This window comes from Paenibacillus typhae, from assembly GCF_900099765.1.
Classification (GTDB): Bacteria; Bacillota; Bacilli; order Paenibacillales; family Paenibacillaceae; genus Paenibacillus_AQ; species Paenibacillus_AQ typhae.
The window spans coordinates 1-23,235 of record NZ_FNDX01000023.1 but is presented as its reverse complement, the minus strand read 5'-3'; the positions used below and the strand labels follow the sequence as shown (position 1 = coordinate 23,235).

The 23,235-nt window shown below is 55.9% G+C and carries 23 protein-coding genes; 10 read left to right on the top strand and 13 right to left on the bottom strand.

The genetic code is table 11. The annotated features are described in order from the left end of the window. Positions 1-15: 15 nt before the first annotated feature. The 3 genes from BLR64_RS18070 to BLR64_RS18060 are packed head-to-tail and all read right to left on the bottom strand — an operon-like array spanning position 16 to position 2,509. Entirely contained in the window at positions 16-915 is a 900-nt protein-coding gene (locus tag BLR64_RS18070; RefSeq protein ID WP_090716239.1) for an ABC transporter permease, read from the bottom strand. Further along, on the bottom strand, positions 912-1,724 hold the full coding sequence (locus BLR64_RS18065) for an ABC transporter permease (protein ID WP_090716237.1): 813 nt from the start codon (positions 1,722-1,724) through the stop codon (positions 912-914). The genes BLR64_RS18070 and BLR64_RS18065 overlap by 4 nt, the downstream gene beginning before the upstream one ends. 2 nt (positions 1,725-1,726) lie before the next feature. Continuing rightward, positions 1,727-2,509, bottom strand: a complete 783-nt coding sequence (locus tag BLR64_RS18060) for an ABC transporter ATP-binding protein (RefSeq protein ID WP_068728258.1) — start codon at positions 2,507-2,509, stop codon at positions 1,727-1,729. A gap of 444 nt (positions 2,510-2,953) precedes the next feature. Here BLR64_RS18060 and BLR64_RS18055 point away from each other — a divergent pair, with 444 nt between their 5' ends. The 3 genes from BLR64_RS18055 to BLR64_RS18045 all read left to right on the top strand — a co-directional run bounded on the left by BLR64_RS18055 (position 2,954) and on the right by BLR64_RS18045 (position 7,225). Then, a complete protein-coding gene (locus tag BLR64_RS18055) occupies positions 2,954-4,543 on the top strand; it encodes a histidine kinase N-terminal 7TM domain-containing diguanylate cyclase (protein ID WP_090716236.1) in 1,590 nt (529 codons plus the stop codon). Positions 4,544-4,843: 300 nt separating this feature from the next. Continuing rightward, positions 4,844-5,689, top strand: a complete 846-nt coding sequence (locus tag BLR64_RS18050) for a DUF72 domain-containing protein (RefSeq protein WP_090716234.1) — start codon at positions 4,844-4,846, stop codon at positions 5,687-5,689. A 33-nt stretch (positions 5,690-5,722) separates the two neighbouring features. Further along, complete coding sequence (locus tag BLR64_RS18045; RefSeq protein ID WP_090716233.1) at positions 5,723-7,225, top strand: alpha-amylase; 1,503 nt, start codon at positions 5,723-5,725, stop codon at positions 7,223-7,225. 78 nt (positions 7,226-7,303) lie between these two features. Here BLR64_RS18045 and BLR64_RS18040 read toward each other — a convergent pair whose 3' ends face one another. Continuing rightward, complete coding sequence (locus BLR64_RS18040) at positions 7,304-7,912, bottom strand: biotin transporter BioY (RefSeq protein WP_090716231.1); 609 nt, start codon at positions 7,910-7,912, stop codon at positions 7,304-7,306. A gap of 126 nt (positions 7,913-8,038) precedes the next feature. Between BLR64_RS18040 and BLR64_RS18035 the strand changes: the two genes are divergently transcribed. Further along, on the top strand, positions 8,039-8,851 hold the full coding sequence (locus BLR64_RS18035; RefSeq protein WP_090716229.1) for an energy-coupling factor ABC transporter ATP-binding protein: 813 nt from the start codon (positions 8,039-8,041) through the stop codon (positions 8,849-8,851). Further along, positions 8,848-10,596 carry an ATP-binding cassette domain-containing protein gene (locus BLR64_RS18030; protein ID WP_090716227.1) on the top strand — a complete coding sequence of 583 codons (1,749 nt, stop codon included), beginning with the start codon at positions 8,848-8,850 and terminating at the stop codon, positions 10,594-10,596. Before BLR64_RS18035 ends, BLR64_RS18030 begins: the two co-directional genes overlap by 4 nt. A gap of 5 nt (positions 10,597-10,601) precedes the next feature. Here BLR64_RS18030 and BLR64_RS18025 read toward each other — a convergent pair whose 3' ends face one another. The 9 genes from BLR64_RS18025 to BLR64_RS17985 form a co-directional block, all read right to left on the bottom strand. Beyond that, positions 10,602-11,465, bottom strand: coding sequence for a nitroreductase family protein (locus BLR64_RS18025; protein WP_090716226.1), 864 nt, complete (start codon positions 11,463-11,465; stop codon positions 10,602-10,604). Between the two features lie 363 nt (positions 11,466-11,828). After that, positions 11,829-12,182 (bottom strand): FlxA-like family protein, encoded by a 354-nt coding sequence (locus BLR64_RS18020; protein ID WP_090716224.1) that lies wholly within the window; start codon positions 12,180-12,182, stop codon positions 11,829-11,831. Between the two features lie 101 nt (positions 12,183-12,283). Then, complete coding sequence (locus BLR64_RS18015; protein WP_090716223.1) at positions 12,284-13,177, bottom strand: DMT family transporter; 894 nt, start codon at positions 13,175-13,177, stop codon at positions 12,284-12,286. Continuing rightward, on the bottom strand, positions 13,174-14,412 hold the full coding sequence (locus BLR64_RS18010) for a multidrug effflux MFS transporter (RefSeq protein ID WP_244157752.1): 1,239 nt from the start codon (positions 14,410-14,412) through the stop codon (positions 13,174-13,176). Before BLR64_RS18010 ends, BLR64_RS18015 begins: the two co-directional genes overlap by 4 nt. A gap of 173 nt (positions 14,413-14,585) precedes the next feature. Then, positions 14,586-15,404, bottom strand: a complete 819-nt coding sequence (locus tag BLR64_RS18005; protein ID WP_090716220.1) for an AAA family ATPase — start codon at positions 15,402-15,404, stop codon at positions 14,586-14,588. Positions 15,405-16,035: 631 nt separating this feature from the next. Beyond that, a complete protein-coding gene (locus tag BLR64_RS18000) occupies positions 16,036-16,641 on the bottom strand; it encodes an alpha/beta hydrolase (protein ID WP_090716219.1) in 606 nt (201 codons plus the stop codon). Then, positions 16,638-17,588, bottom strand: a complete 951-nt coding sequence (locus BLR64_RS17995; RefSeq protein WP_090716217.1) for a ring-cleaving dioxygenase — start codon at positions 17,586-17,588, stop codon at positions 16,638-16,640. Before BLR64_RS17995 ends, BLR64_RS18000 begins: the two co-directional genes overlap by 4 nt. Positions 17,589-17,702: 114 nt before the next feature. Beyond that, complete coding sequence (locus BLR64_RS17990; RefSeq protein ID WP_090716216.1) at positions 17,703-18,104, bottom strand: DoxX family protein; 402 nt, start codon at positions 18,102-18,104, stop codon at positions 17,703-17,705. Positions 18,105-18,370: 266 nt separating this feature from the next. Beyond that, positions 18,371-18,841, bottom strand: a complete 471-nt coding sequence (locus BLR64_RS17985) for a MarR family winged helix-turn-helix transcriptional regulator (RefSeq protein ID WP_068728244.1) — start codon at positions 18,839-18,841, stop codon at positions 18,371-18,373. Between the two features lie 478 nt (positions 18,842-19,319). On the opposite strand from BLR64_RS17985, the gene BLR64_RS17980 reads away from it, so the two are divergent. The 5 genes from BLR64_RS17980 to BLR64_RS17960 form a co-directional block, all read left to right on the top strand. After that, complete coding sequence (locus BLR64_RS17980; protein ID WP_090716215.1) at positions 19,320-20,030, top strand: futalosine hydrolase; 711 nt, start codon at positions 19,320-19,322, stop codon at positions 20,028-20,030. Between the two features lie 20 nt (positions 20,031-20,050). Continuing rightward, a complete protein-coding gene (locus BLR64_RS17975) occupies positions 20,051-20,896 on the top strand; it encodes a 1,4-dihydroxy-6-naphtoate synthase (protein WP_090716316.1) in 846 nt (281 codons plus the stop codon). 110 nt (positions 20,897-21,006) lie between these two features. Next, positions 21,007-21,828 carry a class I SAM-dependent methyltransferase gene (locus BLR64_RS17970; RefSeq protein ID WP_090716214.1) on the top strand — a complete coding sequence of 274 codons (822 nt, stop codon included), beginning with the start codon at positions 21,007-21,009 and terminating at the stop codon, positions 21,826-21,828. 127 nt (positions 21,829-21,955) lie between these two features. After that, a complete protein-coding gene (locus tag BLR64_RS17965; protein WP_341833391.1) occupies positions 21,956-22,639 on the top strand; it encodes a DUF559 domain-containing protein in 684 nt (227 codons plus the stop codon). Positions 22,640-22,977: 338 nt separating this feature from the next. Further along, the coding region (locus tag BLR64_RS17960) for a transposase (RefSeq protein WP_090716210.1) at positions 22,978-23,235 on the top strand (258 nt) is incomplete at its 3' end.

Here is a 23,235-nt window from a genome sequence, read left to right as displayed (position 1 = left end):
ACGGGTAAAAGAAGGTCACGAACGCCGGGAAGGATGCCATCTGATAAATACCTTCTCCAGCCGTTCTACTATCAGGTAAAACAACACCCCGGCGATAGCTGCCAGCACAATACAGGACCAGCCGAGCGGCATCTTCGCCACCTTGATGGAGTTGGAGAGAAGATAACCAAGCCCCCTTGAGGAAAAGAAAAACTCGCCGACGATGGCTCCGATCATACTCGCGGTAGCATTGATCTTGAGAGCGGTAAATACGTACGGCAGACTGTTCTGAATCCGCAGATACCGGAATACCGCAGACTTGCCGGCAGCATAGGAATGCATCAGATCGAGCGCCAAAGGGTCGACTGCCGACATTCCTTTGTAGGCATTAATGGCCATCGCTGCCATTGTCGTTGCAGTAACGATAGCAGCCCGCGAGCCGATGCCGTCACCGAACCACAGATTCATAATCGGGGCCAGCGCCACAATCGGCACTGCATTGAGCGCCGCTACCAGAGTCAGGCTGCCGCCGCCCCAGCGCGGCCAGGCGGTTGCTGCCAGGGCGATCAGAAAGCCGCCGGCCGAGCCGATCAGCATGCCGGCCACCGCTTCGGTAAGGGTATAGCCGGTATAGGACAGCAGCAGGCTGTAATTCTCCCGCATGGCTTCCCAGATAGCAGAAGGCAGCGGAAGCTGATATTTCTTCAGGTCAAACAGCTTATGGAACATCTGAAGCTCCCAGAGGAGCAGGAAGATTACACCGGCTGCAAGCGGCAAAAGCACACCCGCATTAAGCCATCCGGGCAGGCGTCGTCTTCCCCTCTGCTTCTCCGGGCCTGATGAAACACTATTTATCGTTGTTATAAGAGATGAAGGCGGATCTTCGCTTCCAGCTGCAGCGATATACACAGGCTCCTGCACTGAACTGCTGCTCATGAGCGCTCTCCTCCCTTCGGCCGGAACTCAGGCTGCCACGGCGCAACCAGACGCTCGACAAGCGTCATCAGCCAGTAGCTGGCGATACCCAGCAGCGCCCCGACCAGAACCGTAGACCAGAACATGTACGTATGGGAAGGCCCATAATACAGATTTCGCAGCATAATGACCCCTATGCCATGCTGGGCCCCCATCAGTTCAACCAGAATGGCCCCGGTTACCGCGAGCGGAGCCGCAATTTTGAGGCCGCTGAACAATCCCGGCAATGCAGCCGGAAGCTTCAGCTTCCAATAGACTGCCCACGGCTTGGCTGCATAGGAGTGCATGAGCTCCACTGCGGGAAGATCAACGCTGCGCAGGCCGCGCAGCATGTTCAGCGCAACCGGAAAGAAAGTAATGTACCCGGAGATGATAATCCGCGATACCTGCTCATCGCGTACAATCCCGTAGATAATCGGCGCAAGTCCAAGAATCGGAATCATCTGTGAAGCAACCGCGTACGGGAAAGCGAGCCGTTCAACCGTTCTAGACAGGCTCATCAGCACAGCGAGCAGCACTCCGGCGGCGGCTCCGATCAGGAAGCCTATACCGGCGTTGCCGAAGGTCGCTCCGCCCTCCTTCAGCAACGTGCCGCTGTACTTCCACAAGGTTGCCGCCACCTCATGCACATAAGGCAGCTTGGATTGGGCCAGCGGAGTCTTCACCACATGGAGCAGCAGCCAGGAGACGGCCTCCCAAACCGCCAGCAGACCGCAGATCCAGACGAGCAGCGGCAGATAACGGCTGCGGAGCAAGCTGTTCGCCTTCATCGCTACACCCCTTCAAAACTGTCGCGGATACGGGCGATCAGTTCAAAAAACTGCGGGCTGTTCCGCATCTCCGCTGTACGCGGGCGCGGCAGCGGAATATCGACAACAGCCGATAGCCGGCCCGGATGGGGGGATAACACGAATACTCTGTCCGAAAGGAAGATAGATTCAGGAATACTATGGGTTACAAACACAATGGTGCTCTGCACCTTGCTCCAGACGGAGAGCAGCTCCTCGTTCAGGCGCTCGCGTGTGAATTCATCCAGCGCGGAGAACGGCTCATCCATGAGCAGAATCTCCGGCTCCATCGAGAGCGCGCGGGCGATGGCCACACGCTGCTGCATTCCTCCGCTGAGCTGCCACGGATACTTGTCGGCAAAGCCCCGCAGCCCGACAAGCTCCAGCAGCTCCAATGCTTTTTCCTCACGGGCCGCCTTCTTGACTCCCATCAGTTCAAGCGGCAGCGTAATGTTGTGCTTAACCTTGCGCCAGTCATACAGCACCGGACTCTGAAAAACAATCCCGTACTTCTGGGCCAGCCTCGCTTCCTTGGCACTTTTTCCCGCTACCGTAACATTGCCCGCAGTCGGCGTCAGAAGATCTGCCATCAGTCTCAGCAGTGTTGTTTTGCCGCAGCCTGAGGGGCCCAGCAAAGAAACGAATTCGCCTTTGGCAATATTAAGGCTAACCTGATGCAGCGCCAGTACATCGGCGCTTTCCGTCTGATAACGCATTTCGACGTTTTGCAGCTGTATCTCAGGAATCTTCGCCGCTACAAGTGACATATCCCGTTCCCCCTTCATTCCTGATTCGGATTATCAATGTTAAATAACATAACATATTATTCGTTTTCAATAAATGATTAAAGATTCGATGTAGGATTAACTAACATCTTACACTCTGCTGTCCGGACACTCACTAGACAAAAAGTAAAATAGCGCCTGTGAAATTCCGTCACTTTGTCTAGGCACGGGACCAAGGATTGTTAAAGAATGCGGCGGATGCCGATATACATAGATAGGGGATTTCACTTCCCTGGCAGGACATCGCGGACTAAAACGGATAAGCCCGGATGCCGAATGTTATCCATAACAAACTGTGATACTATTTATGTATATCCTTGATCAAACAGGAGAAAATTCGCCGATGTGGAGCACTTATATTAACAGGCCTCTGCCTGCTTCAGCGGAACAGGCAATGGACGCCTGCTCTGTGAGGAGGCCGAAATCATGGGAGCTTTAATTTCAAATTACATTGTTATCGTATCTGTATCCGGGGTGCTGAACGCGCTCCTTGCACTGTTTGCCTTTTATAAGAAGACTGATTTTGCCGGAATCAGGGCTTTTGTAGGCAGTTCCTTTTTCTCGGCCATTTACATCTTTGGCTTTGCTCTGGAGCTGTCGGGCAACTCCATGCAGGAAATCGGGTTCTGGATCAAGGTGGAGTATCTGGGCATGCCTTTTATCGCCCCCTGCAGCCTGCTTATGATCATGCATTTCGTGGGACTGGAGCGCCTGATTAACAAAAAGCTGCTGATTCCGCTCTTCGCTGTACCTATTATTTCCACACTTCTGGTATGGACCAATGAATATCACCATCTGTTCTACAAAGCAATGGTGTTCCGGGAAGGTGCGCCTTCCCTGGTGGTTGATATTGTGATGGGCCCCTGGTATATCGTGCAGGGAAGCATGACCTTCGGCTCTATGCTTGCCGGGATGTGCCTGATCCTCTGGCAGTGGAACCGGATGAAGCGGGTGTACCGGCGGCAGATGATCACCATTTTTGTCGGCCAGTTTCTTCCGGCCATGGGAGCGTTCCTCTATTTAATAGACAAGACCCCCTACGGCATGGACCCTGTGCCGGTCATTATGAGCGTGACCTCGACCCTGTACTTCTGGGCCATCCTGTCCAGAGGAATGCTGACCGCAGCTCCTATCGCCCGGGAAAATCTGTTCGAGAGCATGCGTGACGGAGTGCTGGTTACAGACCGTTTTGATATGCTGATTGATTACAACCGGGCTGCCACAAGGATGATGGAGGGCCTGGACTCCTCCGCAGTCGGGCGCTCACTGGCCCAGCTGTTCCTGCCTGCAGGCAAGGATGCCGTCGATTACGTAATGAGTGCCGACCCGCTGCTGAGCGGGGAACGGGAGCTGGCCTGGAATATAGGCGGAAGCACCTGTTATTATGAGGTCCGCTCTTCCCCTGTACTTAAGAAGGACGGGAGCATTGCCGGCAGGATGATCATGCTGATCGATGTAACCGAACGGACTCTGCTGCAGGAAAAGCTCCGGCAGCTTGCCACAATTGACAGTCTGACCGGTATATATAACCGGACTCATTTCATGGAGCTAAGCAGGGAACTGCTGATTCAGGCGCAGGACAGCAAGAGTCCCTTTTCGGTTATTCTGCTGGATATCGATTTCTTCAAAAACATCAATGACCGTTACGGCCACCAGTACGGTGACATGGCACTCCAGCATGTCGTAGGCGTATGCTCCAGGCATATCCGGGAAAGGGATGTATTTGGGCGGTATGGGGGAGAGGAGTTTGTAATGTGCCTGCCGGATACCCCGCTGAAGCAGGCTGCCCTGCTGTCAGAGCAGATCCGCAGCGATGTGGAACGCAGCCCCATGTATACGGTGTCCGGCCAGATTAATGTAACCGCCAGCTTCGGTGTAGTGGAGGCTCTCCCGCATAATGTATCCCTTGAGGAGCTGCTCTCCGAAGCCGATCATGCCCTGTACACCTCCAAGCGCAACGGACGCAACGCGGTGCACATATCCAGCGGAGCAGCAATCACGCATTTCAGACCCTGACAGAAAGCCTGGTAAATGAATGTGCCTATGCTAAGACAGCCCCGTTCCGGCCGGAACGGGGCTGTCTTCATCCTATAATCAGTCTGGCACGCAAAGTATATCCGCGCATTCTTTTGGCGATAACAGCACCCATAGCACTCTGACCGGATGCCCGTCGCCTGAGCTCTCTTCCCCTTCATGTTGCCTTAAATTAGAGGTATTAATCAACTCGCTTGTTTGCAGCAGCAGGGTTTAAGTTTAATAGAGAATAGCTAATCTCCCCGTTCCTCTACACAAGACAACCGCAAGGAGGGAAATGCGATGATCAAGATCGGGCTAACCGGCTTCGGTGACCACGATGAGCTGTACGGCAAAATCAAGCCCGCCGAACGTCTGCCTGCCTACAGCGCCCATTTTCCCATCGTGGAAATTGACAGCTCCTTTTATGCGGTACAGCCGGTCCGGAATTATGTGAAGTGGGCCTCACAAACCCCGGATAACTTCCAGTTTATTGTAAAAGCTTATCAGGGGATGACCGGACATCTGCGCGGTAAAAAAAATTACTACGATTCCACCGCTGAAATGTACGAGGCATTTCATCATTCCATTGCCCCCCTACGCGAGGCCGGCAAGCTGGCCATGGCTCTTTTCCAGTTCCCGCCGTGGTTTGACTGTACCAAGGAGAACGTGGATTTTCTGCGTGAGGTCAAAGAACGGATGCTGGATGTTCCTTCAGCGGTAGAGTTCCGCAATGAGTCCTGGTACAGCCCGGAAATGCGCGACAGAACGCTCGGCTTTCTGGAACGTGAGGGCTGGATTCACACCGTTGCCGATGAGCCGCAGGCGGGCTCAGGCTCCATCCCGATTGTACCTGTAGCGACTAATCCCGATATCACGTATATCCGGCTGCACGGCCGCAACGTCCAGAGCTGGAACCAGAGCAGCCATCCCGACTGGCGCAAGCTCCGCTATCTGTACCGTTACAGCACGGAGGAACTTACGGAATGGCGGGACCGCCTGCTGGAGCTGGAAAAAAGCTGCCGCGAGCTCTATGTGGTGTTCAACAATAACTCCGCCGGTGATGCAACTCCCAATGCCAAAGAGCTGCAGGCCCTGCTGGGCATTGACGGCGGCCTCGCCCCGCTTCAGCTGGACCTGTTCAACTGATTACCCGGTCTACATATATAGGAGGTTATAGAGATGAAGAGAAACCATACGATGATGCAGTTTTTTGAGTGGCATGTTGAAGCAGACGGACTGCACTGGAAGCGGCTGGCTGAGATGGCCCCTGAGATCAAGGCAGCCTACATGGATGCTGTCTGGGTTCCGCCTGTGACCAAGGCGGTCTCCGACGAGGACACCGGGTATGGGGTGTACGATCTCTATGATCTGGGCGAATTCGACCAGAAAGGTGCGATCCGGACCAAATACGGCACAAAGCAGGAGCTGATTGAGGCGATTGCCGAGTGCCTCAAGAACGGCATCGCGGTCTACGTCGATCTCGTTATGAACCATAAAGCCGGTGCAGATGAGACAGAGACCTTCGAGGTTATTGAGGTGGATCCGAACGACCGCACCAAGGATATCTCCGAGCCTTTCGAGATTGAGGGCTGGACCAAGTTCACCTTCCCTGGGCGTGGCGAGGAGTATTCCGCCTTCAAATGGGATCACACCCATTTTAACGGTACAGACTTTGACGCCAAGGAAGGACGGACCGGGGTATTCCGGATCAACGGCCAGAACAGGGCCTGGAACCAGAATGTTGACGATGAATTCGGCAACTATGATTATCTGATGTTCGCTAACATTGACTACAGCCACGAGGATGTCAAGCGGGAGATGCTGGACTGGGGGAAATGGTTGGTCGATACCCTGCAGTGCAGCGGCTACCGGCTGGATGCCATCAAGCATATCAACCATGAGTATATTAAGGAGTTCGCCCAGGAAATGAAAAGAAAGCGCGGCGAGGACTTTTATATCGTCGGTGAGTTCTGGAACCCGAACCTCGAAGCCTGCCGCGAGTTCCTCAATACGGTTGATTATCAGATCGATTTATTCGATGTATCTCTGCATTACAAGCTCTATTCCGCTTCACTTGCCGGGCGGGACTTTGATCTGACGAAGATTTTTGAGGATACGCTGGTCCAGACCCATCCGCTGAATGCCGTAACCTTCGTGGACAACCATGATTCACAGCCCCATGAGGCGCTGGAGTCCTGGGTCGGCGACTGGTTCAAGCAGAGCGCGTATGCACTTATTCTGCTCCGGCGTGACGGTTACCCTGTCGTCTTCTATGGCGATTATTATGGAATTGGCGGCCCGACCCCGGTAGAACCGAAGAAGGCTGCCATTGATCCGCTGCTGTATGCCCGTTATCACAAGGCCTACGGCGATCAGGATGATTATTTCGATCATCCCAACACCATCGGCTGGGTGCGCCGCGGCATGGAAGAGCTGCCCGGCTCCGGCTGTGCCGTAGTCATCTCCAACGGCGACAACGGCGAGAAGCGGATGTTCCTCGGAGAAGAACGGGCCGGAGAGGTCTGGGAGGATTTCACCCGTAACCGTGAGGAGACTGTAACCATAGGTGAAGACGGCTGGGCTGTATTCCCGGTAAACGGCGGCAGCGTATCGGTCTGGGCGCTGCCGGATCAGGAGGATTCCGCTCAGGAGCAGAGCGCTGACAGCGCGGAGAATCATTAATAACGAAATAGAAACAGCCGCTGTCCCGATCGGGACAGCGGCTGTTTGGTTATTGTAATCCTGTTGGTATCCGCCTGTTTAGCTGCTGATAGTCGGATGATCGCCTTCGGCCCAGCCTGCGTTATCGCTGTTCAGAATCCGCTCAATCGGATATACCTGCCTTACAGCAGTCACGACGCCTGCGCAGAGAACCGCTTTGACGAGGTCGCCCGGGAGGAACGGCCACATTCCTGCCGTCAGCGCCTTGGAGAGGGAGTCCATTCCTGTAGAGTGGGCCAGCCACCATACACCTCCGGGATAGACCAGCAATGCGCCGAACACAATGTTGGCAGCCGCCAGCTTGGGAAACGTATATTTGTCCTGCCGCATGCGCTCGGAGCACAGCCCGATCAGGAAAGCGGCCACCGGCCAGGAGAAAATATAGCCTGCCGTCGGACCCACCAGCACCGCCACTCCGCCGCTGCCGCCCATAACAGGAAATCCGGCTGCACAAAGGCCGATGACGATCAGCACAGCCAGCGTTCCGTAGCGTGCTCCAAGTACTGCACCGGCCAGCATCACCGCCAGTGTCTGCAGTGTAATCGGCACGGCCGAAATAGGCAAATAGATTTTGAGGAAACTGAGTGCAATCATGACTCCGGCAAATAACGCGCTGAAGATCAGGCCGCGAGTCGTCCATTTTTTCATTGGAAGAAGGCCCCCCGTTTTTTTGAAACTACTATAACATCCCGGTCTGTATACATCAATGTTTAAATTTTTGCTATAATCAAGAGCAATTGTGGACGAATGGCGTCAAGGGAAGCAGGTAGAACGATGATTACAGCGCAAAACATAACCTTCTCGTACCGGGACGGACAGCGCCGGCTGCCGGTATTGCAGGGGATTTCCATACATATCAGCCGCGGTGAATGGGTGGCCCTGACCGGAGCGAACGGCTGCGGCAAATCCTCTCTGGTGCGGATGTTCAACGGACTGAGTATTCCGGCCGCCGGCAGTCTGCATGCAGCCGGCCTTGATCTCCGGTCTGCAGTGAACCGTACCGCCGTGAAACAGCACATCCAGCTTGTATTCCAGAATCCCGAATCCCAGAACATCGGCTCCACGCCTTACGAGGATGTTGCCTTCGGACTGGAGAACCGCGGGCTGCCCCCGGATGAAATGGATGCACAGATCCGCCGGGTATTGCAGCAGGTAGGGCTGGCCCATAAATGGGCGGATGATATCACCACCCTCTCCGGCGGGGAACGCCAGCGGCTGGCTGTCGCCTGCTGCCTGGCGCTGCAGGCGGAGATGATTATCTTCGATGAGGCTACATCGATGCTGGACCCCGCCGGGCGGAGCCGCATTATGGCGCTGGCCAGAGAGTTATGGCGCCGGGGGACGACGATCCTGTGGGTTACCCAGCGGCCGGAGGAGCTCGCGGAGAGCCCGAGGGTCGCCGTAATGGAGCAGGGAACGCTGCGCTATGACGGCGATCCGCGCACACTGTTCTACAGCTCCGGGCTCCCGGAGCTGCTGGGGTGGGAGCCGCCGCCGGTCATCCGTATCGGCCGGCTGCTGCAGTCGCGCGGCTGGCCCCTCGGTCTGCTCCCGCTATCCGAGCTGGAGCTGGAGGCGGTGCTATGAGCATAAGGGCAGAAAGGGTATCTTACCTGTACGATAGTACCGCTGCTCTACAGGATGTTAATCTGGAAATCAGCCGGGGCACCCTGGCTGTTCTCTGCGGCGTGACCGGCAGCGGCAAATCGACCCTGCTGCGGCTGCTGGCCGGGCTGGACACGCCCTCGTCAGGCAGGATTGAATATGCCGGCGGATCAGGCGGGACGCCCAAGGTATCTATTGTGTTCCAGCAGCCGGAGACGCAGCTGTTCGCTGGCAGTGTACACAAAGAAATGGAATATGGCCTGGAGCAGCATGGCGTGCCTAAGGCACAGCGCCTGGAGCTGATCCGCAGCGCTTTGTCCAGAGCCGGGCTGCCCTACGAAACATTCGCCGGGCGCTCCCCTTTTCTGCTCAGCGGAGGAGAGAAGCGGCGGCTGTGCATCGCCGCCGCCCTTGCCGTGCAGCCGGAGCTGCTGATTCTCGACGAGCCGACCGCGGGGCTCGATCCGCAGTCGGCTCACTCGCTGCTGAAGCTGGTGCAGCAGCTGCGGGCAGAGGGCATTACCCTGATCATCGGCACACATGAGCTGGATACTCTGCTCCCGCTGGCTGATCAGGCGGTTGTAATGCACAGGGGAACTGTGCATTACAGCGGACCGGCCGCTCCGCTTGCAGCGGATCACCAGCTGCTCCGGTCGGCCGGTCTGGAACCGCCTGCGTACTCGCGCATCGGGGACAGGCTCCGCCGGCAGGGGCTGCTGGCGGAGCAGCCTGCCAGCATCGGAGAGCTGCTGGCGGGGCTCGCTTCGCTACCGCTGCCGGCGCCTTCCGCAGCCGGCGCCACGGGCGGAGGTACGGCTGAGTCGCTTATGCCAGGCGGTGCTGGGGGCGAAGGTACGGCGGAGACGCATATGCCTATCGGTGCTGCAGACGAAGGTACGGTGCAGACGCATATGCCTATCGGTGCTGCAGACGAAGGTACGGTGCAGACGCATAGCCGGAAGGCTTCACGCCAGAAACGGTGGCAGAAGCTGGACCCCCGGGTGAAGTGGCTGGGAATGCTCTTTGGTTCACTCGTTGTACTGAGCATGGACAGCTATCCGCCTGCGCTGCTGACAAGCTTCCTTATCTGCGGATTAATCGGTTCGGCTGCGGTTCCCTGGAGCAGGACGGTCAGGTTCTTCCGTCCCTTCCTGCTGATGTTCCTATTCCTGTGGCTGTTGTCTGCGCTTGACTGGACCTCCCCTGATTTCTCAATCGGACCTGCCGGCTTCAGCGTGGAGGGAATGGCACAGGGAGGACTTAATGTGCTGCGCTTTCTGCAGCTGATCGCCCTTGGCTTCCTGTTCACGGAGACAACAACCGGTGCGCCGCTGCGCGAAGCGTTGGAATGGGGCCTTACCCCGCTCAAGAAGCTTGGCCTCCGTACCCGGGGCTGGTCACTGGCCGTATCCGTTACCCTGCAATTTGTCCCCTGGATTCTCGGCAAGCTGGATCAGCTGCAGCTGGCGCTGAAGTCACGCGGCAAACCCCGGCAGGGACTTGCACGCTGGACCCCCCGCCAGATCACGATGCTCATTGTCCCGCTCCTGATCCTTGTCATCAGCATGGGGGATGAGCTGGCCACAGCCGTCGAGTCCCGGGGCTACGACCCCAAAAAAGCCAGAACACCGGCATACACGCTGACCTGGAAGTCCGCGGACACGCTGGCGCTGGCTTGTGTTATTCTTACTGCAGCTCTGCTGTGGTGGTTCTCGCTCATCAGCTGAGCTCATCAGCTGAGCTTATAGCTCAGCATATATTCCGTATGCTGGTCAATCGCACCCAGCTGCGGATCATGCACGGTCCAGGCTCCCTGAATGCCCAGCTCCCGGCAGGCAAGCTCAAAATTGCAGGCGGCAATGCCAATATCGATCCGCTGCATTTCAAACCCGAGCTTGTTCCCGCTGTAATTAGGGGTATGCTGCAGATAGAAATGAACCTGCTGCCGGTCTGCCGACAGCACAGCCCGCCACGGCTGCTTGTTGGAAGCCGACGGGCCGAGCCGGACCATCTCCAGTGCAGCAGCGAGCCTTCCCGCGGACTCCGGTGCAAGCAGCTGTCCGAAGCCGGAATCATAGTATAACTCCCGCCAGGGCTTCTTCTGGTCAGCCTTGACCACATAACGCATAGTCGCGTCAAGCAGCCGCTGCTTCTCACGCGGGTAACCAAGGGGCGTAATGCAGGGAATAATCTCCCCCGGATGTAGCTCCAGCTCACGCGCGAACGATTTGCGGCTAAAGGTCCCGCCGATCCAGCAGGTGCCAAGGCCAAGGCCTGTAGCATACAGAATCAGCTTATGAAAAATATAGCCAAACTCCAGCAGTGCCTTCTGGTCATTTCGGCCCACACCTACCAGATAGGCCTGCGGATTCTGGATAACGCCATAAGCGCCAAGCCTGACAGCCTTGCCGTCCCCGTCCTCTCCTTTGGCCCAGACCCATTCGATGCGTGCTGTTCCGCCGAAGGGACCACGCAGATTCTCCTCCCGCCCCAGATATTCCATAATGGATGCATACGCGTTTTCTCCGATCGGAGTCGTCTCATAGGTGCGTACAGATTTACGTTTTTCTATAATATCCATTACCGCCATATTCATAGGTTCAGCCCCTTTTCGCTATATCAACCATTACGTTAATGCGTTAAATTCAGAGTGAATATCTTGCCTTCGGTTACACTGCTGATTGTCCGGATTACTGAATCATTGAAGATCGCACCTTTTTTCACATCCTGATTTTAACATTTTCACAAGTTGATGCATAGCGTCCCCGGCGTAATCTGAGACCCTCTCAGGAAAGTTAATCACAGCTTACCCCCACTTATTCGCAAAGTTATACACATCTTATCCACAGCTGAGGACAAAATGTATTTTTCCTCCATAGAACCGGCTTTCTCAATAAAAAAGAGGACCTCCCTCACGGCAAAGGATGTCCTCTTTTTGAAATGGCTTATTGCAGTGTGATCAGATCCGGATATCGAATCTTCCCTCACTGTCGGTTGTGGCTGTGGCAATCTGTGCGCTGCTTGCAGCCTTCAGCAGATTGGTGTCTGCAGGTTTTTCCGGCTGTGCGCTTTGAACCGCCGCAGAAGAACTGCTGCTGTTGGACTTTTGGGCGATCTGCGCTTCAATCTGCTTAATTTGCTGCTCAAGTTGCTTCGTTTTGGTTTCTTTGGTCTTCTCGTCATCCTTGCTGGCTTCGGCCTTTTCGAGCTCGGCCTCCAGCTTCGCTTTTTGTTTCTCAAGTGTGCTGGTGTCAGCTGCACTGGATGGAGTATAGGAAGCGGAAGCGGTGGATGCTGCGGATGAAATATTCATGCCTGTTCCTCCTTTTCCCCTTCAATATATACCTCTAGACCCAATAGAACGTTAAAATGGGCTGAAAGTTTGCTGAAAGTAAGAAAAGGGGCGAAGGTTCATTACGCCTGCTCGTCCAGAGCCGGGGCTGCGGCAGGCCGCGGTTTCCGGTTGACCAGCATTACACTTAGCAGAATGATGGTCAGACCTGCCAGTGTATTAGCATAAATAGGCTCATTCAGAAACAGCGCACCCCACATCAGGCCAAAGACCGGCACCAGAAAGGTAACACTTACGGTTTTCACTGCACCTACACTCTGAATCAGGTAAAAATACAACAGGTACGCCACAGCCGTACAAACAAGAGACAGGCCGAGCACGGAGTAAACTGCTGCAGCAGAGGGCAGATGCCGGGGTGCAAAAATAACCGCCAGCGGGAGCAGGATAACAGCAGCACCGAGCTGCTGACCGGCCGCAAGCGTGAGCGGTGCCAGATCCCGGCCGACCCGCGTAGCGTAGAGACCGCCAAGGCCGTAGGCCAGTGCTGCCCCGAGTGAAAAAAGGACGGACAGCAGCGTCTTTCCGGACAGCGGTACCGGGCTCCAGCCCACCAGAACCGCTACGCCCGCAAGACCGATAACCAAACCGACGGATTTGGACAGGCCCGGCTTCTCGCCCCGGATGCCCCAGGCGGCAAGCGCCGTGAACATAGGGGTCGTAGCATTAAGAATCGCTGCCAGCGAAGCGTTCAGCTCAAGCTCCGCCATGCAGATCAGCGTGAACGGCAGTGCAGCGTTCAAAGCACCCAGCAGCAGGAATGGCTTCCAGTGCCGGAGAAGCCCCAGCTGCCTGCGGGTTATCCTCGCATACAGCAGCAAGGCGGCCGCCGCCAGCGCCACCCGGAGCTCGGTTGTAAACACCGGACCCAGCTCGGGAGAGGCGATCCGCATGAACAGAAACGATGCGCCCCAGGCAAAGGCGAGCAGGAGCAGGACGGTAAAGTCTTTTCGGCTCATGGCCGTCCTCCTTTTCGGCCTCTGCAGAGCAGCAGGTAAGACAGGACGGACAAAAGACCGGCGGAGGCGATCACAACGGCCATCGGCAGCGCCGTTTCATCTCCGCCGATACCGACCAGCGGTGCGACACAGCCGCCTAGAAGCAGCGGGAGCAGGCCGAGCAGCGCTGAAGCGCTGCCTGCTGTCTCCGCCTGATCCTGCATTGCCAGCGAAAAAGTCGTTGTGCTGATCATCCCGACGCTGGACACAACCGCAAGCAGGCAGATGAGAATCGGCCATATGCCGCCGCCGGCCAGAACTGTAAGCAGCAGGAGGACTCCGCCGAGCGCACAGAGCAGCAGACCGCTGGCCAGAAGCCTGCGCTCGCCGTACCTGCCGGACAATCTGCCGGCGATTTGTCCGGTAATAATAATGCCAAGCCCGTTTACGGCAAAGATCAGGCTGTACATCTGCGGCGACACCCCGAACATATTTTGCAGCACAAAGGAAGAACCGGAAATATAAGCGAACATGGCCGCCATTACAAAGCTCTGGGATAGCGCATAGCCCATAAACCGTCCGTTGCGGAGCAGACCGCGGAAGGTGCGCAGCGTGCCTTTCAGGCCGCTTTTTACGCGACGTTCCTTGGGCAGCGTCTCCGGCAGGCGCAGCAGAATCGTTGCACAAAAAAGCAGACCAGCCGCAAAAAGCACAAAGAACACCCCCTGCCAGGTTGTTACTCTCAGCAGCTGTCCGCCGATAATCGGCGCAAGAATCGGCCCCAGCCCGTTAACAATCATCAGGAGCGCAAAGAACTTGGTCAATTCGGAGCCGCTATACAGGTCACGGACCGCAGCGCGCGAGATGACCACGCCTACTGAGCCGGCCAGCCCCTGAATGAAACGCAGCACAATCAAAAGGCCGATCGACGGGCTGAAGGCGCACAGCAGGGAGGATACGGTATAAATCAGCATGCCGATCAGCAGCGGGCCGCGGCGGCCGTGAACATCACTCAGCGGACCCGCCACCAGCTGCCCGGAGGCCAGTCCCAGCAGAAAGAAGGTCAGACTAAGCTGTACCAGCGCAGCGCTCGTCTCAAAATGCCGGGCCAGCTCCGGCAGGGCCGGCAAATACATGTCGATCGACAGCGGGCCGATTGTAGCAATCGCCCCCAGTATAACTGCCAGCTGCAGCCGCTGGCTGCGGGACGGGCCCTCTGCCGCAAGCATGCGGCTATCCATCTTTTCTCTAATCATTTTTCTATGACGCCAACCTTTCTGCAGCAGCCTTAACAGCCTGTTTTTAGTAATCTTCATACTACCTGATCGGGGCGGAAAGATTCAATGCTTTTTAGCGGAGCCGGACTGCAGCGTACCTGCCCCCATTCGGACAGATATAGAAAAAGGACTCCTGAAAGGAGCCCTGCAGCCTACTGCACCCTGCGCAGATTATATTCGGTGTATGCCTCGCAGATCAGGCCGTATGCCAGCGCAGTGTCTGCTATGATCGCTTTGCGTCTGGCTTTCAGCACAATTTGCTCCATATCGGCAAAGCTGCAGCCGGCCAGCAGGCCTGCGGTTTCCGCAACCATCCCCTGTGCATCCGGCTCCCCCCCGAGCAGCATCCCGATGTACAGCCTTCTGTCCTCCTCATCCGGAGAGGAATAGGTCATCCTCGTATCAAAACGGCGCCACACCGCCGGGTCCAGCTCCTCCTCAAGATTGGTTGCGGCCATAAACACACTGTCACCCGCAAACTCGTCGAGACACTGAAGCAGCGTATTAACCACCCGGGCCATCTCCTTGACCTCATCCCCGGAGTCGCGCATCCGCCCCAGCACATCAAATTCATCAAGAAACAGTACACACGGCACCCCGGCGGCATAGTCAAAAATCTTCCGCACATTGCTGGCCGTCTCCCCCAAATGGCTGTGAATCACCGTATCCAGCCGGACGAGGACAAGCGGCAGGTCCAGCTGATGGGCCAGGTGAAAAGCAGTCAGCGTCTTGCCCGTGCCGGGAGGCCCGAACATCACCAGCTTATTGGGCAGAGGCACATCTGCTGCAGCAAACCGCTCCTTCATACCGAGAATCGTAATGAACTCATCGACAATGGTGCGGTTCTGCCCGCTCAGTACAATGTGCCTCGCCTTCCGAGCGCATTCCTTCGGTGTATATACGCTTGCCATATCCAGCCCCTTGGCCCGCGGGAGCCGGGCCTGGCTGTTGTTTTTCTTGCTGCTGTTCACGTTATAGTATGCTCCTTATAGGTAAAGTCTGATTGCGACATAATAGTAATTATTACGATTAAAATCATATCAGAGTTTGGAGCAAAATGCTACCCGGGGCTGGATGCGGATGCGGAAATTTTAGAGATACATTTTATTGATGGCATTGGTGGCGGGCTGCATTTGCTCCATTAGAGGGAAAAATCCCTCTAATCGCAGGGGCAACGCGGCTAATTGGCATTTTTGAGGGGAAAAATGCAAGAAAACCGCCCGCAGGAGCTCCCAAGAGTTTATTCCCCTCTTGTCTGTGGCCCTGCGGGCAGTTGCTTTACAAGCATTATGCCAATGGTGTTAGGGTGTTGCTGGTGTGTTATCAATTACACCTGGTATTGAGTTGCTGGTGTTACATTGGTGGATTAGATTTGCTGGTTATTTTAATGCTCATGGATGGTTTTTGTGTTATTGATTTTTGTGTTCTGGTTTAGGCGCTACTGGTTCTTGTGCTACTGCTTCTTGTGCTACTGCTTCTTGTGTTACTGGTTCTTATGTTACTGGTTTTTGCTTACCGGGACTACTGGTGTTACCGGCGCTAACGGTGCTGCAACTCTAATGCTCTCTCCGCAATCGCCGCAAGCACATGCACGCCAAACCCTTACTTCTGCTGCTCAAGCCAGTTTCTGGCCGCTTCGACTTCAGCCGTGCTCAGGCGGTGACCCTGGTTGCCCCAATGGGTGGCAACCTCAGCGCCAGCGCCCTGCAGCAGCTGCTCAAGCTCCCGGGTTTCGTCGGCCCGGATCAGCGGATCATTGGTGCCGGCGCCAATGAAGACAGCGGTGCCCGCCAGGGAAGGCCATTCCAGTCCGCGCAGCGGAACCATCGGGTGCAGCAGCACCGCCGAGCGGAAAACCGGCCCGTAATGGAGCAGCAGGCTGCCGGCAATATTGGCTCCGTTGGAGTAACCTACAGCGACGAGATTGCTGCTGTCGAAGCCGTACTGCTCCGCTGCGCTGTCCAGGAACTGCTTCACTTCATGTGTGCGGAAGACGAGATCCTCCTCATCGAATACACCTTCTGCTAGACGGCGGAAGTAACGCGGCATGCCGTTCTCCAGTACATTTCCCCGGATGCCCAGCACCGAGGAGCCGGGGGACAGCATTTCCGCCAGCGGAAGCAGGTCATGCTCATTGCCTCCGGTGCCATGGAACAATACAAGGGTCGGCCGGCTGGCATCTGCACCTTTTTTGAAAATATGAATCATACCCGGTTCGCCTCCACTTCACGGATTTTAAAAGGACTCAGCTTGGCTTCAATTACGGCACGGTTCGGTTCGAACCAGGCCGGCAGCATCAGCTTCTCGCCCAGCTTATCCGGCTCCTCATCGCGGGCAAAGCCCGGAGGATCGGTAGCAATCTCGAACAGGATGCCGCCTTCCTCACGGAAGTAAATGGCGTTGAAATACTGGCGGTCCTGCACCGGCGTAGGCTGATAGCCATGGCTCTGTACAGTGCGGCCCCACTGAAGCTGCTCGGCATCATCTTTAGCGCGCCAGGCGATATGGTGCACAGTGCCTGTGCCTCCGCCGCCCTGCGGTACCGGTGTGGTTTTGAGGTCAATAATATTGCCGATGTCTGCAGAAGAACGGTAGCGGATATATCCGTCGCCTTCGGCAATCTGCTCAAGGCCCAGCGTGCGGGTCAGCGTATCGGCTGTTTGATCAGGATTTATGCTGTAGAGCACTGCGCCGCCAAAGCCTTTTATCGCATGCTCGGCAGGCACTCCCCCGAAGGACCAGGTGCTGAGCGCGCCGGCTTCACGTTCCACCAGCTCGATCCGCAGCCCGTCATAATCAGCGAACGAAAGATACGATTCCGAAATCCGGGTTACTTTGGTTACCGGAATCCGGTAGTCAGCCAGCCGCTGCTCCCAGAAGCCCAGCGAGCCAACCGGCACAGCGTAGGTAGTTACTCCAACCTGGCCGCCGCCGATTCTTCCTTTACGTCCGGTTGCCCAAGGGAAGAAGGTAATGATGGTACCCGGAGAACCGTGCTCATCCCCGAAATAAAGATGGTAGACCTCCGGCGCATCGAAGTTGATCGTCTTTTTTACAAGTCTGAGTCCAAGAATTCCGGCATAAAAGTCAGCATTCTGCTGCGCATCTCTGACAAAAGCGGTAATATGGTGAATCCCTGCAGTCCGAAGGGTCATAACACACATCTCCTTAAAGGTTTTTTTGTGAATGGATAAACTTTATGCAAAGACATTCAGATTTTCCGAAAACATTATGAGACCAGTAATAGCTAGCGGGGGACAATCCCCGGCTCAGTTAAAAAAGAGGGCATCCAGCGAAATCGAACCCGGACCTGTCAACGCCACCGCTACTGCAATAACCAGGACTGTCAGCGGGAACTCAATTCCGTTAGCCGTCGACCAGAAGCCGTTCGGAGCATGAACCTTAATAATCGCCCCGAGCATCGTTGCCGCAATCAATACCGCCGCCACTGGTGTCAGCAATCCTGCTGTGAACAGCACCCCGCCAACCAGCTCCATAATTCCGGCCGCAACTGCCATCGCAACTCCCGGTCTGATTCCGATGGATTCCATCCAGCCTCCCGTTCCTTTAGGTCCATAGCCGCCAAACCAGCCAAACAGCTTTTGTGCGCCATGACCGATAAAAGCAACCCCGATAACCAATCTCAACATTAATAATCCTACACTAACCATATTAAACACTCTCCATTCTCTTTTTTTTAATTATCTTAACATTAAGATATGAACTAAAATTTTTTGGCATACGCCTGATATATATCTTTCTTACTCCAGCTGCCGAATTGGCCGTACCGACCTCTTAATCCCGCATATCGTTAGTCTGCTAAGCTGTCTGAGACTAACTTATCGTAGAGATACCGGCACCGGCTGTGCTTTACTATTAGAGCAGGCTCCAAACCGGGTATGCCAGTATGCTCAGCCTTACAATTCCCAAAGAAATTCTACACGCCTTTGCCCAGCTTCTTGAGCAGCTCGATCGTCTGCTTCTTCTCGTCCTCGTCCAGTCCGCCCATCAGGCCGTGAATCGAAGCAACATGCTTGGGGAAAATATCGTCAAACAGCTCGCGGCCCGCCTCTGTAATCTCGGCATAGGTCACCCGGCGGTCCTCATCACAAGGCACACGCTTCAGCAGCCCCCGCTTCTCCAGCTTGTCGATGTTATAGGTGATGCTTCCGCTGGTTACCAGAATCTTCTCTCCGATCTGCTGAAGCGGAATCCGTGTCCGGTGGTACAGCACCTCCAGCACCATGAATTCAGCCGATGCCAGGCCATGGCTCTTCATATCCCTGACTGCGTGATCCATCAGACTCTTATATGCTTTGGACAACACTACAAACAGCTTCAGTGAGGCCGCCTGATCCAGGTCCGGGCTGCCGGTTGTTTTGTTTATAAGTTCATTATAGTCGCTCATCTTGTACACCTCCGCTCTCTGTACTGTCCGGTCACTCCGGAGAATGAACCGCTCATCCTTTATGTCTTTAAGTTAATTATCTTTAAGTTAAGATAAATATACGCCATCCATTCTCTATTGTCAACCGCCCATTGCAAAATTAATCCCGCCGGGGTTTGACCTCCCTTTCAAAACGGCGTATCCTTTTGGATACGGTGCTGACGAGGCCTGCTGCTGCTTACCGGAGCCTGGAGGATCAGCTTATACATAAAATGCCCGGAGCCGGCAGGGACAAACAAGAGCCGTCACAAGTAGAAACGGCTTCTCCGGCCTTCAGGGGAGGCAGCAACCGTTTCTGCGAGAAAGATAAGGAGTATGGATAGCGTAGAATATATAAATTCTTATATTTTTTCAAGTGATGCTCCTGCCCTCTTGTTGCTTATAAACCGCAAGCCTTATTAAAAAGCTTCATTTCCCAAAATACATTCTATTTTCTTCTATGAAAGGAGACCTCTCAGTGAACGATAACATTCAATCCCGCTCCGGGTCTGCCGCAGGACAAGACCCGGCTACGCGCGTGCTGATCGTGACGGCAGTCGCAGCCGAGCGCGAGGCTATTCTCCGCGGCCTGGGCGGCAGCGCCAGGTTCGAGGTGATCGCGGCGGGGGCCGGCACCGCTCTAGCTGCGGCCGGCACGGCCGCCGCCCTGGCAGCCGGGACCTACGGCTGCGTCATCAGCGCCGGGATCGGCGGCGGCTTTCCCGGGCGGGCGCCCGTAGGCTCGCTGGCCGTCGCCAGCGAGATGATCGCCGCCGACCTCGGGGCCGAGACGCCGGAGGGCTTCCGCAGCGCTGCCGAGCTCGGCTTCGGCAGCAATACCGTGCCGGCGGCGCACGGCACAGCAGAAGCCCTTGCGGCCGCGCTTGCAGCGGCCGGCCTTCCGGTCAGCACAGGACCTGTGCTGACCGTATCGACGGCGACCGGCACCGCCGGGACGGCCGCCGCCCTTGCCGCGCGGCATCCGGGTGCCGTCGCGGAGGCGATGGAAGGCCACGGGGTCGCCGTGGCCGCCCAGCGGTTCGGGATCGCGGCGCTCGAGCTGCGCGCGATCTCGAACCCGGTCGGCCCGCGCGACCGGGCCGCGTGGCAAATCCCTGCAGCGCTCGACGCGCTAGCGGCTGCCGCCGCTATACTATTGGAGGTGCTGTAATGCCAGCAACGACAGAGCAATTGAACATAGCTTTTTCCCCATGTCCGAACGACACCTTTGTTTTCTACGCTTTGGCACACGGGCTCGTGCCGGGTGCACCTGAGCTGAACGTGACCTTTGCGGATATTGATATTACCAACGGGCTGGCCGCAGACGGCAGCGGACCCGAAGTGCTCAAAATCTCATATGCCGCCCTCCCCTGGGTGCTCGAACGGTACAAGCTGCTGCCTTGCGGCGGTGCACTTGGCCGCGGCTGCGGCCCGCTTGTGCTGACGGCCGGCGGCCAGGGTGGGATTCGCCGTCCGGCGGACCTGTCCGGCCGGCGGATCGCCGTGCCCAGCGAGCGCTCCACAGCTTATCTCCTGTTCCGGCTGTGGGCTGCGCAGCAGGTGCCGGGCGGTCCCGGCGAGATTGTCGTCATGCCGTTCGATGAGATCATGCCGGCCGTCCGAGACGGACAAATTGATGCCGGTCTGGTCATTCATGAGGCGCGCTTCACTTATCACTCGTACGGCTTGAACATGCTGACAGACCTCGGCAGCTGGTGGGAAAGCGACACCGGCCTGCCAATCCCGCTGGGAGCTATCATCGCCCGCCGTGATCTTGATGATAAGGCTATTGCCGGCTGGATCAGAAGCTCGCTGCAGTTCGCCTGGGATCATCCCGCCGACAGCGGCTGCCGCGAGTTTGTGCTCAGTCATGCCCAGGAGCTGTCTCCTGAGGTGGCCAAGTCGCATATCGACCTGTATGTGAACGGGTTCTCCATGGATCTCGGCGAGGAGGGCTATGCAGCGATCTCTGCCCTGCTGAACCGCGCAGCTGCCGAGGGGCTCGTACCGGCGGTTGACCCGGAGCTGCTGCGGTAACTCCCGGTATTCCCCCTGTCCGCGTTTGAGCCACTTGCTCATGCGGGCTGAGGAAGTAATGTGCTGTTTAACAGGTCTAATCAATATGATTATGGATGGGAGAGGAGTTCATGATTCCTTCTGGCAACAGCAAACAGAACATAGACCGATTTTTGGGCTACCAGAACGACTACGACCGTTACCGTCCGGAAGCGCCGCCGATCGTGACCAGCCTGCTCAGCAACTATCTGGGATCACGTCCTGCGGTCGTTGCCGATATCGGCTGCGGAACCGGACTATCAACCTTTGTATGGAAAAATGCCGCCGATACCGTTTACGGCATTGAGCCTAATCCAGATATGCTGAGCAAAGCTGCCGAAAAGCTGCAGCAGGACAGCGAAGCGGAATCGCTATCTTTCCAGCAGGGCTATTCCAACCAGCTCCCGTTCGAATCGGGCAGTGTTGACATTATCACCTGCTCCCAGTCCTTCCACTGGATGGAGCCGGTCAGCACCTTGCAGGAAATTGGCCGCTGTCTGCGTCCCGGCGGTGTTTTTGCAGCCTACGACTGCGACTGGCCGCTGGTACTGCAGGCGGATATCGAAACCCGGTACAACCGCCTGATTGCCTCTGCCGACAGCCTGCTGGCTGAGCTGCAGCCGGAGGCCGAGCGCGCTTTTAAATGGGACAAAGAGGGACATCTGGCGCGGATTCAGGCCAGCGGCCATTTTACTTTTGCCCGGGAAGTTGTTTTTCATAATACCGAGAGCTGTGATGCGGCACGTTACGTGGGTCTCATGCTCAGCCAGGGCGGGCTGCAAACGGTGCTGAAGCTGGGGTCAACGCTGCTGGATGAGGCTATCGCCGAGTTCACTGCAGAGGTAGAGCGATATTTTAACGGGCGCACCCTGCCTGTTCTGATCAGCTACCGGATGCGGGTCGGAATCAAATAATCCGGCCTGTGCTGAATGATCTGGTCATTTCCGCGAATATAGCCTATACTGACTGCAACGAGACGAAGAACGTCCCGGTTATCCCTTTTGGGATACCCGGGGCGTTTTCTATTTTTTAAGGGGGAGCGTGAGCTTATTGTTATTTGAAGACGCACATCAGCAATTTATCGGAAGGCATTTGGTTGGCAGGCCAGCGGGAGAACGCCGGGGGCGGCTGGAACGGGGGCATCAGCATGCGGAGATACTCTTTTTGCGCAATGTATGGTGGCCGCTGAAAGGAGATTTCTCCAATCTTCATCCTGAATATGAGGTGACTGACTGGCGCGGCAGGTCTTACTTTGCCGACTTCGCCTGGATTCCGGGTTACATCAAGCTCCTCATCGAGATTAAAGGTTATGCCACCCATGTCCGCGATATGGACCGCACCAAATACTGCAACGAGCTCAACCGGGAAACCTTCCTGCAGGCGATGGGCTACCGGGTAATTTCCTTCGCCTACGATGATGTCGAGCAGCGTCCGGAGCTGTGCATGACTTTGCTGCAGATGAACTTGGGCAGATACCAGGCTGCTGAAGCACCTGCTTCGCGTTTGCAGCTTATGGAGCAGGAGACCATCCGCCTGGCCATCCAGCTTAACGGAGCTGTCCGCCCTCAGGATGTTAAGCAGCATTTTGATGTTGACTACAAGTCAGCCGTCCGGACTCTGCGCAGTCTGTGTGATAAAGGCTGGCTGCGGCCCGCCTGCAAAGGCAGACAGGAGCGGGTAGTCCGTTATGAGCTCGCGCACGGTGTACTGGATTATTTTCATTAGGCGGTGCTTCGCTGCTGGTCGGACTATACCTCTCCGGAATTTTCGGGAACGTTCTTCGTGGCAGTCGGCGGGTATAGAATGCGGGTTAAGGAATTTAGAACAGTAACTTTCCAGCCCTGTTCAACCACCACCCACAACACTAAGTGGAAAAAGGCAACCTATTTGGCCGTGTGGAGTAACTTTTAGGATATTAGTTGGAAAATCGCCACCTAATTCGATCAATATAGCTCAGTAGGGGCTATTTCGGCTAAATTAAGTATCCTTTCTCTCAAGCCCCCTAATCGAATTGGAGTCCTCAAGATGCATAAGGTACACTAATAGAGAAGGGGATGAGGAACATGAAGAGCAATAAGTTGTACGACGAACAACGGATCAAAGTTGCCCAAGAAGCGATTAATGGAACAAAGATATCTTTCCTTGCCCGTAAGTATTCAGTTTCTCCGAGCACGATTGCGAACTGGGTGAAGTTCTACAAAGAACGATTCGGTGAGCAGGCAACACCCTCTGTTAGCGAACGTATCGAAGATGCAAAACGTGTTCAGGAGTTAGAGGACAAGATGGACACTGCGATTAAACTCCTAGGCGAAAAAGATCTA

Excerpts from the sequence above, each read along its gene's own strand:
- BLR64_RS18050 (WP_090716234.1), top strand. The coding sequence starts at position 4,844 with ATGATCAAGATCGGGCTAACCGGCTTCGGTGACCACGATGAGCTGTAC.
- BLR64_RS18025 (WP_090716226.1), bottom strand. The coding sequence starts at position 11,465 with ATGAATATGGCGGTAATGGATATTATAGAAAAACGTAAATCTGTACGC.
- BLR64_RS17995 (WP_090716217.1), bottom strand. The coding sequence starts at position 17,588 with ATGACCCTTCGGACTGCAGGGATTCACCATATTACCGCTTTTGTCAGA.
- BLR64_RS17970 (WP_090716214.1), top strand. The coding sequence starts at position 21,007 with ATGATTCCTTCTGGCAACAGCAAACAGAACATAGACCGATTTTTGGGC.
- BLR64_RS17985 (WP_068728244.1), bottom strand. The coding sequence starts at position 18,841 with ATGAGCGACTATAATGAACTTATAAACAAAACAACCGGCAGCCCGGAC.
- BLR64_RS18015 (WP_090716223.1), bottom strand. The coding sequence starts at position 13,177 with ATGAGCCGAAAAGACTTTACCGTCCTGCTCCTGCTCGCCTTTGCCTGG.
- BLR64_RS18040 (WP_090716231.1), bottom strand. The coding sequence starts at position 7,912 with ATGAAAAAATGGACGACTCGCGGCCTGATCTTCAGCGCGTTATTTGCC.
- BLR64_RS18020 (WP_090716224.1), bottom strand. The coding sequence starts at position 12,182 with ATGAATATTTCATCCGCAGCATCCACCGCTTCCGCTTCCTATACTCCA.
- BLR64_RS17980 (WP_090716215.1), top strand. The coding sequence starts at position 19,320 with ATGAAAGGAGACCTCTCAGTGAACGATAACATTCAATCCCGCTCCGGG.
- BLR64_RS18065 (WP_090716237.1), bottom strand. The coding sequence starts at position 1,724 with ATGAAGGCGAACAGCTTGCTCCGCAGCCGTTATCTGCCGCTGCTCGTC.
- BLR64_RS18035 (WP_090716229.1), top strand. The coding sequence starts at position 8,039 with ATGATTACAGCGCAAAACATAACCTTCTCGTACCGGGACGGACAGCGC.
- BLR64_RS18000 (WP_090716219.1), bottom strand. The coding sequence starts at position 16,641 with ATGATTCATATTTTCAAAAAAGGTGCAGATGCCAGCCGGCCGACCCTT.
- BLR64_RS18060 (WP_068728258.1), bottom strand. The coding sequence starts at position 2,509 with ATGTCACTTGTAGCGGCGAAGATTCCTGAGATACAGCTGCAAAACGTC.
- BLR64_RS18030 (WP_090716227.1), top strand. The coding sequence starts at position 8,848 with ATGAGCATAAGGGCAGAAAGGGTATCTTACCTGTACGATAGTACCGCT.
- BLR64_RS18070 (WP_090716239.1), bottom strand. The coding sequence starts at position 915 with ATGAGCAGCAGTTCAGTGCAGGAGCCTGTGTATATCGCTGCAGCTGGA.
- BLR64_RS17990 (WP_090716216.1), bottom strand. The coding sequence starts at position 18,104 with ATGGTTAGTGTAGGATTATTAATGTTGAGATTGGTTATCGGGGTTGCT.
- BLR64_RS18010 (WP_244157752.1), bottom strand. The coding sequence starts at position 14,412 with ATGATTAGAGAAAAGATGGATAGCCGCATGCTTGCGGCAGAGGGCCCG.
- BLR64_RS18055 (WP_090716236.1), top strand. The coding sequence starts at position 2,954 with ATGGGAGCTTTAATTTCAAATTACATTGTTATCGTATCTGTATCCGGG.
- BLR64_RS18045 (WP_090716233.1), top strand. The coding sequence starts at position 5,723 with ATGAAGAGAAACCATACGATGATGCAGTTTTTTGAGTGGCATGTTGAA.